Source organism: Nostoc sp. DedQUE12b, assembly GCF_034530835.1.
Classification (GTDB): Bacteria; Cyanobacteriota; Cyanobacteriia; order Cyanobacteriales; family Nostocaceae; genus Nostoc.
The window spans coordinates 1-17,690 of the sequence record NZ_JAVRCI010000071.1 but is presented as its reverse complement, the minus strand read 5'-3'; the positions used below and the strand labels follow the sequence as shown (position 1 = coordinate 17,690).

Here is a 17,690-nt window from a genome sequence, read left to right as displayed (position 1 = left end):
TACGTCTCTACAAGAGTTCTTGATAAGGCATAATTAATTTGTTTGTAGAGATGTCTATGAATTAGTTCTGGTGCAAAGCGAGTTTAAATTTAAAATATCTTTTCTACCTATAGATTAAAAGTTCAAAACTTTAATCTAATAAGGTTGATTGGCTAATCTAGATTTTATTCGTCTAAATCTTAAGATTGCTATAAAAAGCTGCTTAAGTCCAAAATATGTTTTTAAAATATTTAGTTGTTTTAGGAATATTGGGTTCAACAATTTGCGTTTTATTGGTTAGTATGATAAGTTTTATTAAGGTAATTAGTAATATTTTCTAGTAATATACTAACTAATTTCATTTTTTAACAGTCGAGCACTACACCAAAGATTTTAGTAAGTTATGATTATTAACTCATTAATGGATATGGTGCTGATTGATTACCAAGAGGAAGCATGAATATGAATTCTGGCGAATATACACTAGCTAGATCAAATAATCAATGGGCACTACAACCAGAAATAGAGATGAAGTTTGCTCACTTCCTAATAAATCACGCTGTAGATGCTGCCTTCTGTTTAGGAATAAACGCGCAGTTTCTTTACGTCAACGATGCCACTTGCCTAATGACTGAGTATTCCCGTGAGGAATTACTTTCTATGAGTCTACATGATGTAGATGTAGATTTTTCGCTGCATGATTGGTCAGATATTAGCTCACAGGGTTCTCTTACATTTAAATCTCGCTATCGGACAAAAGGAGGTCGGATATTTCTGGTAGAAATATCCATGAACTATGTAAAACACCAAGATATGGAATTTAGCTGTGCCTTTGCTCGTGAGAAAACTGATGAAATAGTAGAATTAAGCGTACAAAAGTGGACTGATGGATTAAGAGATGCCAAAGATAATTTGCAACAAGAATTTTCTCAACTCAAAGACAAAGAAGTAGAACTAGAAACATCTCTTTCTTTACTTCGTTCTACTCTTGAGTCTACAGCCATTGGTGTTGTTGCAGTTAACTTTGAGGGAGATATTCTGAGCTTGAATCAGAAATTTGTCGACATGTGGCAGATCCCAGAGTCCCTAATACTATCTAAGAAATGTCCTCGATGCAAAGCCTTTTTTGAGAACCAACTTAAAGATCCACAAACCTTTAGTCGGCTGATTTGGGAAGTCTCTAGTCAATCTGATTTCGAGAGCTATGACATTTTAGAGTTGAAAGATGGGAGAGTTTTCGCACACTATTCTAAACCTCAGTTGCTTGAGGGCAAAATTATTGGGAGAGTGTGGAGTATTTGGGACATTACTGCATCGAAACAGACTGAAGAAGCATTACGACTGAACGCAACTAGATTTCGGACTTTAGCCGAAACGACAGATGCCGGCACTTTTCTGATTCAAGGTACGCGGCTTTGCTACATAAATCCGGCAGTAGAGCAACTCACTGGCTACACAAAAGAGGAACTACTAACAGGTTTTGATCTTCGCCGACTAATTAAGAGCAAAAAACCCAGGCAAGTACGTAAGCAGGATGAAGCCGCTGGCTTTGAATACCAGGAGATGAATATCTTAACAAAAAACGGCACGGAGCGCTGGCTAGCTTGTGCAGTTGCCAAGCTTGATGGAGGGCTGGATTTTGGAGGAAAACCAGTCGAACTAATTGCAGGTATCGATATTACCGATTACAAACATGCGGAATTAGGTCTTAACCAAGCTTTAGAACAAGCCAAACAACTTAGCGAACTTAGAGCGCGTTTTCTTGCTATGGTTTGCCATCAATTCCGAACCCCACTGAATATTGTTTCATTTTCTAATAGTTTACTTAAAGAAGAAGTAGACAAACGTACACAGAAGAAAATCCAACCATTACTCGATCACATTCAAAAAGCTACTGAACAACTGAGTCTGATGTTGGATGATATTTTGTTCTTCTCTAAGGCAGAATCAGCAAAATTAAATTTTGAACCAAAACCGCTTGAGTTAGTTCAGTTGTGTGAGGATTTAGTTGCACAAATGCAGATGAATCTTAGCCAAAACCCCATAAATTTTGTAAGTCAAGATAGCTCTCTAATAGCCTATATAGATAAAAAACTGTTAGAGCCGATTTTGAAGAATTTGCTTGATAACGCAATTAAGTATTCTCCCTCGAGTGAGGCAATTAATTTAGAACTATCTTGCAAAAATGAGAAATTAATTTTCCAAGTAAAAGATAGGGGGATAGGTATTTCAGCAGTAGATCAACAACGAATATTTGAGCCATTTTACCGTGGAAGTAATATCGACCATATACCTGGTACTGGATTAGGACTATCGATTCTTAAAACTCTTGTAGATTTACATCATGGTCAAGTTTCTGTAGAAAGTGAAGTTGATGTTGGCAGTACGTTTACTGTAATGCTGCCATTAATCAAATCAGAATTTAGCTGTTTTGAGTTATGAGTTTTGAAATGAAGATAGTTGTTAATTAAAAACTTAATAATCATAACTCTCGAAACGAATTAATTAATTTCATTCCTATTTAGATACTCACCAAAGAGTCTAGTAATTAGCTCCTGCAAAAATTTATTGTAATAGAAAATTATGTATGAATCGTCTAAGAAAATTCTCGTCATTGAAGATGATAGCGTTACCCGCAATCTTTATTTAAAGGGTCTTGAGGCTAAGGGTTTTGATATGATAGGCGCTAAAAATGGTCGGGCTGGTATCCAACAAGCACAAAAAGATGTACCAGACTTAGTAATTTGCGATATCACAATGCCCGATATGGATGGTTATAACGTTTTAACTACACTACGCCAAGATCCTCTGACAGCAATTATTCCTTTCATTTTTCTGACTGGCAGTAGTACTAAAGCAGATGTTCGCAAAGCTATGGAATTGGGAGCAGATGATTATCTTACCAAACCCTCAACACTAGATGAATTGCTCAGAGCGATCGCTACTCGCTTGGAAAAGCAAGCTAATTTTCAGTACTGGTGTTCTATTAAATCCGAGAAAGCTCCAAAATCATCAGCATTTACAGATGATACTCCAGCGATCGCTGCCAGTGTTGCCGTCGCCTCTAATAAAGAAGCCAATATTCCTCCTAAGTCAATTTTTCCCTGCATTCCCCAATTAAAAGAAGTTTTCGACTTTATCGAAGCCCATTATCATGAAGGAATTACTTTATGTGATGTGGCTGTTGCTGTTGGTTACTCATCAGCTTACTTAACTAACCGAGTAAAGGAGACAAGTGGAGAGACTGTAAACTGCTGGATTGTCAAACGCCGGATGGCGCAAGCTTGTTTTTTACTCCAAAATAATAATGAGACAGTCGAGAAGATAGCGAAAGCATTGGGCTATCAGGATGTGTCTCATTTCTCCCGTCAGTTTCGCCAACATCATGGTTTACCTCCACAAGCTTGGCGCAGAGAGCATCAGCTTGTATCGCAAAAACAGGTGAAACTGTGGTGAAAGTGGATTTCAAACAAATAGTTGTGTAAACTCATATATTAAATCCACCCTACCTTTACGTAACATGGCTGGATCTAATCTTTCTGTAGTGTTACAAGTCATCAAGATAACTAACCGTTGCTGCATTTGAATACCAGAGTCATCAATTACACTCTGATACAAAGTGCCATCCAGCAAACTCAGAATGTGTTCTGTTTTATTATTGTATTGCGCTACCTCCGAAGCACGATTTTGCGCTAGATTATCAGCTTCATTAATAACGATACAAATACGCTCTATGTAAGTCGGGGGGACAAAATTAGCGATCGCATCATGATCTAAAATAAAAATTACATACCCTAAAGGTACAAGAATTTCTTTTGCTACTGCCTGTGTCCAGACTGTTTTACCAGTACCTGGTTGTCCATGTACAACAACCGCTAACTGGTTTTGATTTAAAATCGCTTGCTGTACAGAATCAGTAAAGTTTTGGATATCTGCGGGAAATGTCCGAATGTTAAATTGACTATGAACTTTGCCTACACGACTTTGATATCCACTCAGCATCACTGCTAAGTCGTAAGTTGCTTTGTTAATTAGTGGCGCGAGATTTTTCGCCATTAAACTATATTGTCGTCGCCCGCGATCGTAGGGATCAATTTGCAACCAAATGTCATACTTAGACCAGTAAGCGTAAACAGTATTAATAACGTCTAGGCGTTCCCAGCTAACAAATTTATCTATAGGAAAGTAAAAATCTCTTTCTGAGAAATACTGGGTAATAATATCAGGATTACCCAACACACCTAAAACTCGCAGTACAGTAATTTCTTGCAGTCGATTCAGAACATAATCAATCGGAATACTACTACGACTGACAATTTGGACTATAGGCGTTTCCGTACTCAAAACATCTTTGTAGCGATGATCTGGTGATTGAGGATCTGGCGTGATGTAATTCCAAAACTTTTCAACTTCGTAACGGGTATTATCAGATACAACACTTAATAAATTAGCCCACCAAGCATAATTGTTTCGTCCTAAAACATCAGCAACATTACTCACTAAATTCAAACTTTTTTGACTTAATTCGTGGGAGTCACTGTACAACAGTTGCCACAAAAACCCCCAGTCTAATTCTCGATTAAACGGTCGCCAACCGTAAGCAAGTAAGCTTTGCCGAGTATTATTTGTAGGAGTGCCTTCATTGCTTCTAAAATAGTCAAAATCCATATTTATCGGTTATGCAGCGTTAATTAAGTTATTTTGTGTTAAGTAGGAAGTTTTGAAAATTTTTTCTCGTAATATCAGCTAATTGCGTACAAATGGTAATTATATTTCCACTGTAGTGTCGAGGAAGTCTTTTTAATTTAACTCATTACTCTTGTATTATAGTGTATTACAAAACAACTACTTATGTCAACTTTTTTGACAAACCAATTGGTAAGTGAGTGTTTAGTTTTAGCGATTGATGTAACTGCACTAGTTATCCGTCTGTAGATGAGGACTTACAGCGCATTTCAAGTTGATGAAGTACACAAGCTAGCCTGAAGGTACAAAGAAGCTATCCCACTAATAAGATTTGTGCTACAAAGCTTAAGCTGATTGAGAACTAAAAACCAAAAATCAAGGTTTTCCAGCACATTTTACGAAAATAAGTAGGAAATTTTATAATACTGGGATAGGTTCAAAGCTTGTTTTACTTCTGTTAGCGCAGCGTAGCCCATACTGATTCCTGAATTCTGACTCTTGAATTCTGCTGTATATCATGTCCGTGGATATTTTTCAGAAGGTTTTATTTGCTATTTACCTAGCCAGTCTCGAAAGCTGGAATGATACAGACTGTAATAGGTTTCTGAGGCGATTTGTTTTTGCTGTAAGAACTCTAGCCAATTTTCTAGGACTTCTTCAACTTCATACTCATCAGTATCAATGATTTGTGCGATGCCTGCGGCGGGTTGCGCCAACGCTTCCACCGATATTGCTTTTTGCTGCTGGATTAAAACATTTAACACATCTGTGCTATGTTTCGTCTTTTGTTCGGATGGAAACATTTTGTGTAAATGCTGCTGATAATATGCCTCTAAACCAGGCGGGAGTTGATTGTACTGGAAAGGTATTAGGTAGAAATTTTCTGCAATCGCACTTATTACCTGACTAAGATACATAAAATTATTTTCGCTCAAAGCGGTGAGGCGATCGCAGAATTCTTGCTGATTAATCTGGTGATTACTCAGCCAAAATTTAAGATCCCCCCTAATTCCCCTTAACAAGGGGGGAATATTGCCTTCCTTTTCAAGGGGGGTTGGGGGGATCTCTTCATCGGGGGTTAGGTAATTTTGAATATATGCTTGAATATCTCGCCGATTTTGTTCTGGATAATCTGCTAAATCAAGACTTTGGAACGGCGTTTCAATTAATAAACCCGACTTCTCCCGCAAGAAAGGTCTACGAGTAAGGAGAAAATAGACCTTATCCGGGAGATAGCGGGGGAGATAAAACAGATTTGTACCAGGTGGTTGGCTGTTACGGTCAATGCAATTCAACGCATCAATGGCAATTATCAGTTTTTGATCGGGTTCTAACTCATCACTGATTTGCTGGAGAAGACTAGAAAAAAACCAACTTCCCTCTGTGGCGTTATCAGGCAGGGAGGTGTAATTAAGCGAGTATTGATTAATGAGTTGCGTGCAGATATTTATGAGAAATTCGTCAGCACGATTTTTACCCTCAAGTTCGGCATTGTAATAAATAACTTGAGGATTGTTTGTCACATATTTGGCGAGGATGGCACTTTTACCGCTACCGGGTGCGCCAATAATGGTGAAGTAACCCTGGTTATGACGATGGAGAAAGTTGTTAATAGCAATGAAAACAAATTCACGACCGACAAAGTTTTGGCTTTTTTCTTGAATGATTTGCTCAAACTCCGTGGGATGTCCTCTGGAATTGATTGCAGTGGGTGGTTTGGGTGGTGAATTCATGATTTTGGAGAATAATTAAAAGATGAGGCAACAGTGGAGGTGGCGATGTCTGTACAATTGCTAAGACGGAAATTCACAGTTGAGCAATATCATAAGATGGTTGAGTCGGGGATTCTCACAGAGGATGACCGAGTGGAATTGATTCGGGGAGAGATTATTGAGATGTCGCCGATTGGGACAAAACACGCTGCTTGTGTAAATCGACTAGTTAATCTGTTGGTGCAGCTGTTGGGTAAACGCGTTATACTTGCTGCTCAAAATCCGATCGCGTTGAACGATAACTCAGAACCTCAGCCAGATGTGGCATTACTTAAACCCCGTAATGATTTCTACGCCACAGCACACCCCCAACCCCAGGATATTTTTTTATTAATTGAAGTATCTGATTCGACTGTGATGTATGACCGGGAAGAGAAAATTCCTTTATATGCACAAGCAAACATAATTGAAGTTTGGTTAGTAGATATTAACGAGCAAATTGTGGAAGTTTATCAACAACCAACAGCCGCAGGATATCAGCTGATGCAAAAGTTCACTAGCGGTCAAACTTTATCAATTCAAGCCTTCCCTGACGTTAATATTACCGTCAAAGAAATCTTTGGCAGATAAAATTATTTCTTTCCTCATTCCTCTATCTTGTCTCAAGACGCAAAAAATGCACCCTACCTGATGCTTCACCTGCCACAATTGTCATGCCATCTGATGCAACAGCACAGCAGGTTAATGCACTTTCCCCTGTAAAACTGGCTATTACATTCTGACTTTCCAAATCCAAGACTTGGATAGAGTTGTCGTATGAAATATGATAAATCAAATGCTTACTATCTGGCGTAACTGTAACAGTATTTACTTGATTGCCGTTGCCTGTAATACTAAAAATTTCTTGCCCTGTTTTCAAATTCCAAACTTTGAGAGTATTGTCTATTGAGCTAGAAATCACCTGTTTACCATTAGGTGTCAAAGCTACGGCTTGTACAGAGTCAGTATGACCTATTAATGTGTAAAGCTCTGTTCCTGTTTCCAAATCCCAAATTTTGATCGTTTTGTCATTTGAACCAGAAACTATCAATCTATCATGGGACGTCAATGCTAGAGAATTTACCTTTTCACTATGACCTGTAACTGTATTAATTAATGCTCTGGTTTTTAAGTTCCAAACTTTTATAGTCTTGTCTTTTGAAGCAGAAATTAATCTCTCATTATTAGCTGCAATGGTAACAAGTGTTACTTGATCTGTATGTCCTTTCAAAGTAAACACTTCGCTTCCTGTTTCTAAATTCCAAACTTTTATTGTTTTATCATTAGATCCAGAAATAAGTAGTTTGCTATCATGCGTAACTGTCATAGTATTTATCTTGGCAGTATGTCCCGTAATTGTAAAATGTTTCTTTTCTGTTCTTAAGTTCCAAATATTGATACTTATTTGATCTAAACCGGATATTACCCACTTACAATCTGGTGAAACTATCACAGATTTGATATACCAATTAGAGCCAGTTAATGTAAATAGTTTGTTTCCTGTTTCTATATCCCACACTTTCAGCGTTTTATCAGATGAACCTAGTAAAGGTTTACCTGAACTAGAAATAACCTTCTTACCGTCTGGTGTCACAGCTATTGCTCCCACCAAGTTGCTATGTCTTGTAGAAATATGTAGTTTTCTTGTTTTATTTAGATTCCATACTTTAAGAGTATTATCCCATGAACCAGAAATTATCTGTCTGCAATCAGGTGTCACGGCTAAAGATGTTAAAGGGCTAGTATGAGCTTGGATAGTAATAATATTTTTCCCTTTTTTAAAACTCCAAACTCAGGATGGTTAATCTTTGCCACCATATAATCAAAATTAGTTAGGGTTTGGTAATACTTCTCTAATTTTCCTGACTTCACCAAGTTTGGCGCTAAACTACCCAAGTAAGCACGTTGAAAAGCGGGACTTTGTGCCGCTAATTTGTCAGCGAATTCTCCCATCTCACGCCATCTTTTGTACAAGATATTCTGCAATGCGTTGATTAACCTCTTGAAATAGCTTCCGTTTAGAATCCAGAACCCGTTTATCTTTCAAAAAGTCTAAAAAACTAGCGTGATAGATGCTGTAGCAGTATTCTCCCTCTATATTCAACAGCTTCAAATACTCAACCCACTCATCTAAAACTAATTGCACATTATATTCATCCTGTTCAGCAATAGCTGCTATTATCTCACAAGGAATTGGTGTACCAATCTCCACTAAAATAAATAAGATAAATACCTTTACTTCCTGGGGTTTTTCATCCATCCCCATCCGCCGCCAATGATCTTGATAATATCTTGCAAACCATCGGGTAATTGCTTTAAAATCAGGTCTTTATAGTCACCTTTAGTAATTCCTGGCAAAACATAGCGCAGGTACATGAAATTATTTTCACTTTTAGTTGCTAGCTGCTCAACAAAATCGTTATCATAAATATTGCGGTCTTGAATCCATTGTCTAAGTGCATTTTTATAGTCTTGATCAACATTTAAAAAGAACCGAATATACTCCTTGATATCTTCACGACTTAAATTAACATACTGACTTCCCCTTAAATCTAGTTCCTCTACTGGGACATCTGGTGCAGACAAGCGTTTTTTATTTATAGTATAGGGTCGTCTAGTCAGCAGAAAATAAACACGCTCAGGAAGCGACGGTGGTAAATCTAAAAGATTACCCCCTGCTTCTTGTTCCACTTCATCCAGAGCATCAATTACAATTACAACATGTTCGCCAGCAGTCAGTTTTTTGCTAACCTGTTCTAGTAAATCTGCTAAATTAGCTTTTTCGGCATTCTGCAACTGGTAACGCTTAATTAATTGTTTGCGAATACTGTCAAGAAATAGCTCCGCTCGATTGCGACCGTCTGAGCGAATATTAAAATAGCATGGTGATTTATTGTCCCAAATATATTTAGCAGCGATGGTACTCTTCCCCATCCCCGCATCACCCATTACAGTGAAGTAACCACTGCGATTTTTGGTGATAAATTGGTTAAATGTCTCAAAAACGAACTTACGACCGCAAAACGAGCGAATTTTCTCTCTAATTAATGACTTAAATTCTGCTGGATACTCGTCTAAATTCCAATCAGGGAAAGGCTCAAACTCTTTGGATTTGCTTTTTTTGGCAACCTGAATAAATATTTCCCCAAATTCCTCTAACTGCGATCGCAGTTCAATTCTCAATAATCGGATATCATATTCTAAATCCTTACCCTGCAAAAACTTTTCTACTTCCTTGCAGAAACCCAAGGGATTATTTGCAGTATAAGCACTCCAAAAAGCATTTTTAATCTTGTTTTCTCTAAAAAGATTCAGAATTGCTTCTGGCTTACCCACACCATACTCAATTAAAGAGTAAACATAAACACCATCAACATCTTTAGGTGGTTGTACCGGGTCAAAATTGAATTGTCTTAAGGTTCTAACTACAGTTTCATTGTGTTGAGCTTGATTGATAACTAGAGAAGCCGCAGGTTTAGCAATACTTTTAAGTGCATTAACTACAAGGTCAATACTCATCTTCGCTAACGGTAGAGATAATTTTTACACCTGCAACCTATCCTAACCACACATGGCAAAATTTACCCCAGCCACCGCCATATAATAGCGATACTTTCAGTAAGAGTTGTTAACGCTCTCTCTTCCTTCTTCCTCTGTGTCCTCTGCGCCTCGCGGTTCGATTCTCACACTCATTTGGCAAAGTGCGTAGGCGTAGCTCGTCGTAGACATCACTCACACATACCTAAAATAAACTGAAACATAGTGCGTAGGCGTGGCCCATCGTAGACATCGCATAGCCATTTTCAGTACCAAACCCCAAACTTGAGCTTTTAAACCGCAAGTTTCACCCTCAAAGGCTCAACGTTCACCCTCAAAGGCTTAACGTTCATCTTCAGAGGCTCAACATTCACCCTCAGAAGCTCAACGTTCACCTTCAGAGGCTCAACTGTGGCAATATTAACTTTACAACTATATCAACAAGCAAAAACTCCATAGATGCTTGAACAATAAACATAGCCATCTATGGTATAGAAATGTATAGAATCTTGTAAAGATATAAAATATAGTCGTTAAATGCACACATTTCTCGCTTCTTCCTCAATGCAGCTGTCTGTACCACCAAATCACTTTCAGCCTATGAAGATTGTCGCACTGGGGGACAGCTTAATTTATGGATTCGGCGACCCGGAAAAAGGAGGCTGGATTGAGCAACTACGGCGATGGTGGATGTTGCCGGATAGTGCCGGTCATATTCTTTATAATTTAGGGGTAAGAGGCGATCGCACGCAACAAGTAGCCCAAAGGCTAGAAGTTGAATTTCGCCACCGGGGTGAACTGCGAAATCGTGTCCCCGATTTGATTATTTTATCCGTAGGCGTAAATGACTCAGCCCGATTGGCGCGTCCCGATGGTCGAAGTTACACAGATTTTACATTGTTTGAAAAAGAAATTGCGTCTTTGCTAGATTTAGCACAACAACTGTGTCCTGTGTTATTCGTGGGCATGGTGCCAGTGAATGAAGCCAAGATGCCATTTTTAAATTGTTTTTACTACAATCATGCCGACCAGTACCGCTACAAAGAAGCAACTCGCATTGCTTGCAGCAAACGGCAGATTCCCTATTTGGATATTTTTGAGCAATGGATGGAACGCGGTGAAAGTTGGCGGCTAAAACGCTTGAGTGAAGATGGACTTCATCCTAATACACTAGGTTATCAAGCTTTGTTAGAAGATGTAATCAATTGGGACGCCATACCTTCTCTACGTTCGCGCAGCGTGTCGCAGACAGACGCTACGCGAACAATGGACTTTGCCAATGCAGCTTACCATTCTCAATTTGATTATCACCTAAAACCATCCTAATAATATAGATGTGTTGGTGCTTTGGGGATAGCCGATATTCTCGTATTTGCCATCCTCGCAAAAAGCACCACAATCTTCCTAAATTTTTAATGAAGCGACTCAAAATCTATTTATAAAAACTCTAATTTCTCTATATTATTCATTACTCCTAACTCCTAACTTCTAACTCAGCACTCAGCACTCAGCACTCAGCACTCCTATGACACCAACTTTATTTGGTCGCTGGCAAACTCGATTATTATTACTGGCAACTGTCGGCGTACTTGTATCTTTGCCATTTGCAATGGGTTGGATTGGCCCTGGTGCTAACTCGGTTTATTTTTGGATACTTGCTTATGTCGCCATTTTTGGCTTAGGTTGGGATGTACTTTATGACTATCTCCAAAAATCCCGTTGGGATAGAGATTGGCCCGCAGCTTATCAACTCTTAGCTGGTATATGGGAATTAATATTTATATTTTGTGGAGTTAAGCTAATTGGCTTCTTGCCAATACCTTTACCGAAAGAAGAACTTTCGCCAGGAGCTTTTTTATTGCACTATAGCATCGTGTGGCTAGCAGTTTTTATTAGTTCCCAAAGCCTGATGCGAATTATCTTCCCTCGTTGGCGTTTTCGGGGCGGGGAGTGGTTGTAAAATTTCAAATCGAAACTAATTTAATCAAAAATTCTAGCTAGCAATTTTCAGGTAATTCAACCGTAGGGTAAGGACGCGCAAATATACGTCCCTACAGTCGATTGTGCCTCAAATAGATGAAAAAGGTTATAAATCGCAAATTAACAAATTATAAAAAATCATATATGGCGGTTTTAGTTTGGATGCAATATGTTGTATTGACGTACAGTTGTGTGCGTTATTAAGAACAAGATGACTTTGGAAACCAAAGCAACGCATTTCTTGTTGTATCTCATAAAATTACAAACAGCTATCTTATATTTACAAAATTGGTATTTGTGCTGATGTAGTAAGTAGTTATATATGAGTAAAACAGGACAAACTTTAGAGTCTAGGAAGATTCTTCAATAGACCTCTTGCAAAAGTGCTTTTTGTAAGAGGGGGAAAAGGGTAAAGGTTAAAGGGAAAGGGGACAAATACAGAACCTTTCCCTTTTCCCGACTTATGCAAGAAGTCTAATGCAGAGACGCAAATTAAGGAAATGCAATGTCAAATTTTGATCTGGTTATTCAGCTATTTCTACAACTCACAGTTATTTTAACCACTTGTCGCATTGTCACGATTATAGGACGCCGCTATCTTGGTCAAACCGATGTCGTTTGCGAAATGATTGCAGGTGTCATGCTAGGGCCATCACTTTTAGGATTGATTGCACCAGATTTTCAGCAATGGCTATTTCCTAAACTTCCCATCATCACTGCTGTCGGACTCAAAATACCCAATCCATCGATGTCGATTTTATATGCTATTAGCCAAATCGGGTTGGCAATTTATATGTTTTTGATTGGTTTAGAGTTTAACACCAAACTCTTAAAACATCATATCAAAAGTGCAAGTTTGCTATCTGCGGCTGGGATTATCACTCCTTTTATTTTAGGAGCGATCGCCTCTTTTTGGTTTTATCATAATGGCGATTTCTTTCAACCAAAAGTTATGCCTTGGTCAGCTGCTTTGTATCTGGGTGCATCGATGACAATTACGGCTTTTCCGATGTTAGCTCGTATTCTTTACGAACGCGGTCTGACACAAACTCGCTTCGGTACTTTGGCTTTAGGTGCAGCATCGGTAGATGATGCAGTTGCTTGGTGTTTGTTGGCGATCGTGCTTGCTAGCGTGAAAAATTCTTTAAGCATTGCCATATTAGCAATTGGTGGTGGCATTTGCTATGTGCTATTTGCGATTTTTCTCGGACAACCTCTACTGAAAGCGTTCACACGCATGACAAAACGTGAAGGTGTGAACAGACAAACCCTGACTTTAATGTTGATAATTTTGATGTTTTGTGCATGGTTTACCGATGTTACAGGTATCTATGCAATATTCGGGGCTTTTGTGTTGGGAGCAGTGACACCACGCGGAGAATTTGCCCAACAAATTCGCCAATATACGGAATTTTTAACTACTTCTTTTTTGTTACCGATCTTTTTTGTTTTCTCTGGATTAAATACTCAAATTGGCTTGGTAAACACACCTACTTTATGGGGAGTGACGCTATTAATTATTACGATCGCAATTCTTGGCAAAGGTGTTGCTTGTATGTTAGCTGCAAAATTAGCAGGGGAAAATTGGCGTGAATCTGCAACTATTGGCGCTTTAATGAATGCTCGTGGTTTGATGGAGTTAATCATCCTCAATATTGGTCTAGAACAGGGTATAATTACCCCAACTTTATTCACTATAATGGTTATTATGGCAGTCATTACTACCCTGATGGCATCACCACTGATTGCCTTCTTGTTGCACGGTACAAGCTATGAAAAATCTTCTTCCTAAGCAAAATTAAATATTAGATTCATTAAGTATCTAGTACTTTATCAAGCTAGTAATGAAAAGTTTGTAGTAAGGGCTTTAGTGCTGAGGAAATTAAGGACTAAAGTCCTTACTACTAACTTGCTTATCCATAACGGCTGCAACTGCATCGTAACAATAATTAATATAACAAGGAAGCACAAATTATTCTTGGTTGTATCTAACAAGCTTGACATTTTCTAGTCTTTTAAAGAATTATCTTAGGGAAACCAGATAGTTAATTTTGAGGAAACCATGCATATAGTTATTCTCGTTCTGGTTGAGGTGCTGATTGTTATTGGACTTTCACGGCTAGTAGGGCTAGCATTCCGTTCTATTAAGCAACCGCTAGTAATTGGTGAAATTGTCGCCGGAATTATGCTCGGCCCATCTTTATTTGGTTTAGTTGCTCCCCATCTAGCAGTTACCTTGTTTCCACCAGAAACTTTTCCTTTTCTGAATGTTTTGTCTCAGCTGGGACTAATATTTTTCATGTTTCTGATTGGTTTAGAACTAAATCCCAAATATCTCGGCGGCCAATTAGAAGTAGCAGTTTTAACTTCTCATGTCAGCATTTTGGTGCCGTTTTCTCTAGGAACATTGCTAGCGGTGATCCTTTATCCCCTAGTTTCTAATGCAAGTGTATCATTCACCGCTTTTGCTTTATTTTTAGGGGCGGCGATGTCGATTACTGCCTTTCCTGTGTTGGCGCGAATTATTACTGAAAACAATTTACAAGGAACGCGTTTAGGAACATTGGCGTTAACTTGTGCAGCAGTGGATGATGTCACAGCTTGGTGTCTATTAGCAGTTGCGATCGCAGTTGCGCGAACTGGTGACTTTGCTGGTGCTGTACCCACAATTATCGCCAGTATAGTTTATATCGGCTTGATGTTGACCGCAGGTCGTTGGTTCCTGCAACGCCTTGCCAAACACTACCTCCGCGCGGGACGACTCAGCCAATTACTGCTAGCTGGGATTTATATGGCAGTAGTTGCGTCGGCGCTAATCACCGAACTAATTGGGATTCACTTAATTTTTGGAGCATTTTTGCTGGGAGCAGCCATGCCCAAAAACGAAGATTTAGTGCGAGAATTGGCAATAAAAACGGAAGATTTTGTCTTAATTTTCTTACTGCCTATATTTTTTGCCTACAGTGGCTTAAAAACGCAGATTGGGTTGCTCAACCGTCCCGAATTGTGGCTTTTGTGTGGGTTGGTTTTAGCTGTAGCGATCGCAGGTAAGTATGTTGGTACTTATGTAGCAGCTCGTGTTAGTGGCGTTAGTAAACGGGAAGCCTCAGCACTTGGTTGGTTAATGAATACGCGCGGTTTAACCGAACTGATAGTGCTAAACATTGGTTTAGAGTTAGGGGTAATTTCCCCCTTAATATTTACTATGCTGGTAATTATGGCATTGGTAACTACCTTCATGACCTCGCCACTGCTGGAATGGACATATCCGAAAAAGCTGATCAGGTTAGATGTGGTGGAACCGGAGTTAGAAGCACAAACAGCTACCAGCGCTACTGATGCCGAAACTTTGATTCGTCCCTACCGAATTTTGGTGCCAGTGGCGAATCCGAGTACCCAAAAAGGCTTGGTACAGTTGGCAGCAAACATTGCCTTCAACTTCCGATATCCTGCTGTTGTTAACCCTCTGAGCTTGATTGAATTTGAAGAAGATTACGCTTTTGAAAGTACACCAGTTGAAGCAGACCGATTAATTGCCCAGCGCCGCCAGCAACTAGAAGAATTGATTAATACTCTCGAACCAGTAGAAATACGCTCTCACGTGCATCCCATCATTCGCATATCTAGTAATGTCGCACGGGAAACTGCACAGATTGCCGCACTCAAACAAGTTGATTTAATTCTTGTGGGATGGCATCGCCCAGCTTTTATTAGCAACCACTTAGGTGGAAGAGTTGGTCAAATGCTCACTACTGCGCCAGTCGATGTTGCAGTGTTTGTGGATAGAGGAAGCGATCGCTTAGAAAGCTTGTTGGTGCCTTATTCGGCAAATATTCATGATGATTTGGCATTAACACTAGCTCTGAGACTGCTAATTAACCGTGAAACTTGTATATTACAGGTTTTGCAGGTTGTACCCGAAAATCACCTCAAAGATGAATTGAGTTACGAGTTAAATACGATGATGGAGCAATTACCGAGTAGTGTACGCGATCGCATCGAAATCAAAATTGTCCAAGCTCCAGCTCCAATCCAAGCTGTAGTCGAAGCCTCAAAAAATGTAGACCTAACAATTGCAGGCACTAGCCGCACTTGGGGTATCGAGCGTCAAACATTGGGAAGATATACAGATCAACTAGCCATTCAATGTTCCTCTTCCCTGCTAATCGCTCGCCGTTACAGTCAAGTCACCGCTCATCTGGCTTCCATGCTTCCTGATGTTAGTAGTCAAGAGCCAACATTGAGCAACTGAGAACATGAATCATTTCAACTTGAAATCTTTGGCTTTTTATGGAGTAGCAATAAGTTCGGTGCTACTGTTGTTTAAAACTGTCAGTGTTTACGGAGAAAACAATCTTAAGGCTCCTTTGCCAGTTAACGGTCGCTATCGTCTAACCCTAGCGGAGAATTTGCCTAACTGTGAAAAATCGGATACTCTGACGTTAAACATTGAGCAGTCAGGTATTTACTTAAATGCCTCTGTATTACCGGCAAACGCTAACGCCGACACTGACGAAAAGTACTCTCTGGCAGGCATCTTCAGAAATCAACAATTAAATTTATCTGGAAAAGTTGATCGATCAATCCTTTGTAATATTCCTCGCCCCCAAAACGATCCTCTGAACTCAGTCACAATTCAAATGCAACTTGTGGATAAAGCTAATATGACAGGTCAATTAACCGTAAAGGGCATTCCACAAACTCTGAAATTTACTGCTGTGCCCCAAAAAGCTAATTGATTTGGGGGTGGGTAGAGAGGCGATTCATCGCGTCTACGGGATTGGAAGCGCGAAGTAAACAGCAATGTGAGCGCATTGTATGGGTTTTATGGAGCAAATAAACAGAATGGATCAGGGACTAAAAACTAAGCAATTTTATCAATGGGGCAAGCAGCTATTTAGCATCAGTATATTAGGCTTTTATGCAGCGATCGCCCTCGAAACTTTCACCACTGCTGCTACACCAGGGGCAAAGCTGAATAATTGGCGTTTTTCTCCTAAGACACAGCAACTCGAAATCACCCTTTCAGCAGGCACAACCCCTCGTTATTTCTACTTAGCTCAACCCTCTCGTTTGGTTGTAGATTTACCGAATACTAAGTTGGGCAAAGTTACCACGCAACAAAATTATTCTGGAGCAATCAAAAGCATTCGTATTTCTCAGCTAAACGCAAACGATACACGTATTGTCTTAGATTTAGCAGCAGGGGCTGTTTTTAATCCCAAAAAGGTACAATTGCAACCCGTTTCCCGAAAAAATTCCACTCGCTGGGTGTTACGTCCAGTTATTTCTGGTAAAACTACTGCTGTAAAACCAGGAAAGTCGGCACCTTCAGCCAAAAAACAACCTCAAACACTCCAAAAGCCGCCTAGTAACCTACCCGTAACCGCTACTAACCCACAATCTCCCTTATTCACAGTTCCGCCTCCATCCAATGAACTACCCTCAACAATTACTACTAACTCAGCGCAGCCTTTTGTCACCGTACCTCCTTTAAATCCAAATCCATCCTCTCCCTCTCAACAACCTGCTTTGAGTCTTCCCCCTCCTTCTTTCCCAAATCAACCCGGCAATTTAAATAACATTCCTCCTTTCGGGGTGTCGGAATTTCCAGTTCCAACAATCTCCGACGATCCCGAACCCCAGGTAATCGAGTTTGGTCAACCTTTACCCAAAACTAAGTCAATTGCCCCACCCACGAAGGGATGCTGCGATTCGTTCAGTCTAAATAAGTAGCAATGCTTAGGGACGACTGGC

General features: G+C 39.5%; 14 protein-coding genes. 9 read left to right on the top strand and 5 right to left on the bottom strand.

Annotated elements, in window-relative coordinates:
• Positions 1-441: 441 nt before the first annotated feature.
• Both RMY16_RS25885 and RMY16_RS25880 read left to right on the top strand, forming a co-directional pair.
• Positions 442-2,421 (top strand): scytonemin biosynthesis sensor histidine kinase, encoded by a 1,980-nt coding sequence (locus RMY16_RS25885; RefSeq protein ID WP_322738761.1) that lies wholly within the window; start codon positions 442-444, stop codon positions 2,419-2,421.
• 141 nt (positions 2,422-2,562) lie between these two features.
• On the top strand, positions 2,563-3,435 hold the full coding sequence (locus RMY16_RS25880) for a response regulator transcription factor (RefSeq protein ID WP_322738760.1): 873 nt from the start codon (positions 2,563-2,565) through the stop codon (positions 3,433-3,435).
• Positions 3,436-3,444: 9 nt separating this feature from the next.
• Here RMY16_RS25880 and RMY16_RS25875 read toward each other — a convergent pair whose 3' ends face one another.
• Both RMY16_RS25875 and RMY16_RS25870 read right to left on the bottom strand, forming a co-directional pair.
• Positions 3,445-4,647, bottom strand: a complete 1,203-nt coding sequence (locus RMY16_RS25875) for an AAA family ATPase (protein WP_322665391.1) — start codon at positions 4,645-4,647, stop codon at positions 3,445-3,447.
• A gap of 569 nt (positions 4,648-5,216) precedes the next feature.
• Complete coding sequence (locus tag RMY16_RS25870; protein WP_322738759.1) at positions 5,217-6,398, bottom strand: ATP-binding protein; 1,182 nt, start codon at positions 6,396-6,398, stop codon at positions 5,217-5,219.
• A gap of 45 nt (positions 6,399-6,443) precedes the next feature.
• Here RMY16_RS25870 and RMY16_RS25865 point away from each other — a divergent pair, with 45 nt between their 5' ends.
• Positions 6,444-7,007, top strand: a complete 564-nt coding sequence (locus RMY16_RS25865) for a Uma2 family endonuclease (protein ID WP_322738758.1) — start codon at positions 6,444-6,446, stop codon at positions 7,005-7,007.
• A 22-nt stretch (positions 7,008-7,029) separates the two neighbouring features.
• Here the strand turns inward: RMY16_RS25865 and RMY16_RS25860 are convergent, their stop codons facing one another.
• The 3 genes from RMY16_RS25860 to RMY16_RS25850 form a co-directional block, all read right to left on the bottom strand.
• On the bottom strand, positions 7,030-8,178 hold the full coding sequence (locus tag RMY16_RS25860) for a hypothetical protein (RefSeq protein ID WP_322738772.1): 1,149 nt from the start codon (positions 8,176-8,178) through the stop codon (positions 7,030-7,032).
• Positions 8,179-8,370: 192 nt separating this feature from the next.
• The gene (locus RMY16_RS25855) at positions 8,371-8,676 is read right to left on the bottom strand and encodes a hypothetical protein (protein ID WP_322738757.1); all 306 of its coding nucleotides are present in this window, start codon (positions 8,674-8,676) and stop codon (positions 8,371-8,373) included.
• The gene (locus RMY16_RS25850) at positions 8,652-9,935 is read right to left on the bottom strand and encodes an AAA family ATPase (protein ID WP_322738756.1); all 1,284 of its coding nucleotides are present in this window, start codon (positions 9,933-9,935) and stop codon (positions 8,652-8,654) included. The genes RMY16_RS25855 and RMY16_RS25850 overlap by 25 nt, the downstream gene beginning before the upstream one ends.
• Positions 9,936-10,490: 555 nt before the next feature.
• Between RMY16_RS25850 and RMY16_RS25845 the strand changes: the two genes are divergently transcribed.
• The 6 genes from RMY16_RS25845 (at position 10,491) to RMY16_RS25820 (ending at position 17,669) form a co-directional block, all read left to right on the top strand.
• Positions 10,491-11,279, top strand: coding sequence for a GDSL-type esterase/lipase family protein (locus RMY16_RS25845; RefSeq protein WP_322738755.1), 789 nt, complete (start codon positions 10,491-10,493; stop codon positions 11,277-11,279).
• Between the two features lie 199 nt (positions 11,280-11,478).
• On the top strand, positions 11,479-11,913 hold the full coding sequence (locus tag RMY16_RS25840; RefSeq protein ID WP_322738754.1) for a hypothetical protein: 435 nt from the start codon (positions 11,479-11,481) through the stop codon (positions 11,911-11,913).
• A 525-nt stretch (positions 11,914-12,438) separates the two neighbouring features.
• Positions 12,439-13,725, top strand: coding sequence for a cation:proton antiporter (locus RMY16_RS25835; protein WP_322738753.1), 1,287 nt, complete (start codon positions 12,439-12,441; stop codon positions 13,723-13,725).
• A 270-nt stretch (positions 13,726-13,995) separates the two neighbouring features.
• A complete protein-coding gene (locus RMY16_RS25830) occupies positions 13,996-16,185 on the top strand; it encodes a cation:proton antiporter (protein ID WP_322738752.1) in 2,190 nt (729 codons plus the stop codon).
• A gap of 4 nt (positions 16,186-16,189) precedes the next feature.
• Positions 16,190-16,672, top strand: a complete 483-nt coding sequence (locus RMY16_RS25825) for a hypothetical protein (protein WP_322738751.1) — start codon at positions 16,190-16,192, stop codon at positions 16,670-16,672.
• Between the two features lie 106 nt (positions 16,673-16,778).
• The gene (locus RMY16_RS25820) at positions 16,779-17,669 is read left to right on the top strand and encodes an AMIN domain-containing protein (RefSeq protein WP_322738750.1); all 891 of its coding nucleotides are present in this window, start codon (positions 16,779-16,781) and stop codon (positions 17,667-17,669) included.
• Positions 17,670-17,690 lie beyond the last annotated feature (21 nt).

Excerpts from the sequence above, each read along its gene's own strand:
- RMY16_RS25840 (WP_322738754.1), top strand. The coding sequence starts at position 11,479 with ATGACACCAACTTTATTTGGTCGCTGGCAAACTCGATTATTATTACTG.
- RMY16_RS25820 (WP_322738750.1), top strand. The coding sequence starts at position 16,779 with ATGGATCAGGGACTAAAAACTAAGCAATTTTATCAATGGGGCAAGCAG.
- RMY16_RS25885 (WP_322738761.1), top strand. The coding sequence starts at position 442 with ATGAATTCTGGCGAATATACACTAGCTAGATCAAATAATCAATGGGCA.
- RMY16_RS25835 (WP_322738753.1), top strand. The coding sequence starts at position 12,439 with ATGTCAAATTTTGATCTGGTTATTCAGCTATTTCTACAACTCACAGTT.
- RMY16_RS25825 (WP_322738751.1), top strand. The coding sequence starts at position 16,190 with ATGAATCATTTCAACTTGAAATCTTTGGCTTTTTATGGAGTAGCAATA.
- RMY16_RS25855 (WP_322738757.1), bottom strand. The coding sequence starts at position 8,676 with ATGGATGAAAAACCCCAGGAAGTAAAGGTATTTATCTTATTTATTTTA.
- RMY16_RS25870 (WP_322738759.1), bottom strand. The coding sequence starts at position 6,398 with ATGAATTCACCACCCAAACCACCCACTGCAATCAATTCCAGAGGACAT.
- RMY16_RS25830 (WP_322738752.1), top strand. The coding sequence starts at position 13,996 with ATGCATATAGTTATTCTCGTTCTGGTTGAGGTGCTGATTGTTATTGGA.
- RMY16_RS25850 (WP_322738756.1), bottom strand. The coding sequence starts at position 9,935 with ATGAGTATTGACCTTGTAGTTAATGCACTTAAAAGTATTGCTAAACCT.
- RMY16_RS25845 (WP_322738755.1), top strand. The coding sequence starts at position 10,491 with ATGCACACATTTCTCGCTTCTTCCTCAATGCAGCTGTCTGTACCACCA.
- RMY16_RS25875 (WP_322665391.1), bottom strand. The coding sequence starts at position 4,647 with ATGGATTTTGACTATTTTAGAAGCAATGAAGGCACTCCTACAAATAAT.
- RMY16_RS25880 (WP_322738760.1), top strand. The coding sequence starts at position 2,563 with ATGTATGAATCGTCTAAGAAAATTCTCGTCATTGAAGATGATAGCGTT.
- RMY16_RS25865 (WP_322738758.1), top strand. The coding sequence starts at position 6,444 with ATGTCTGTACAATTGCTAAGACGGAAATTCACAGTTGAGCAATATCAT.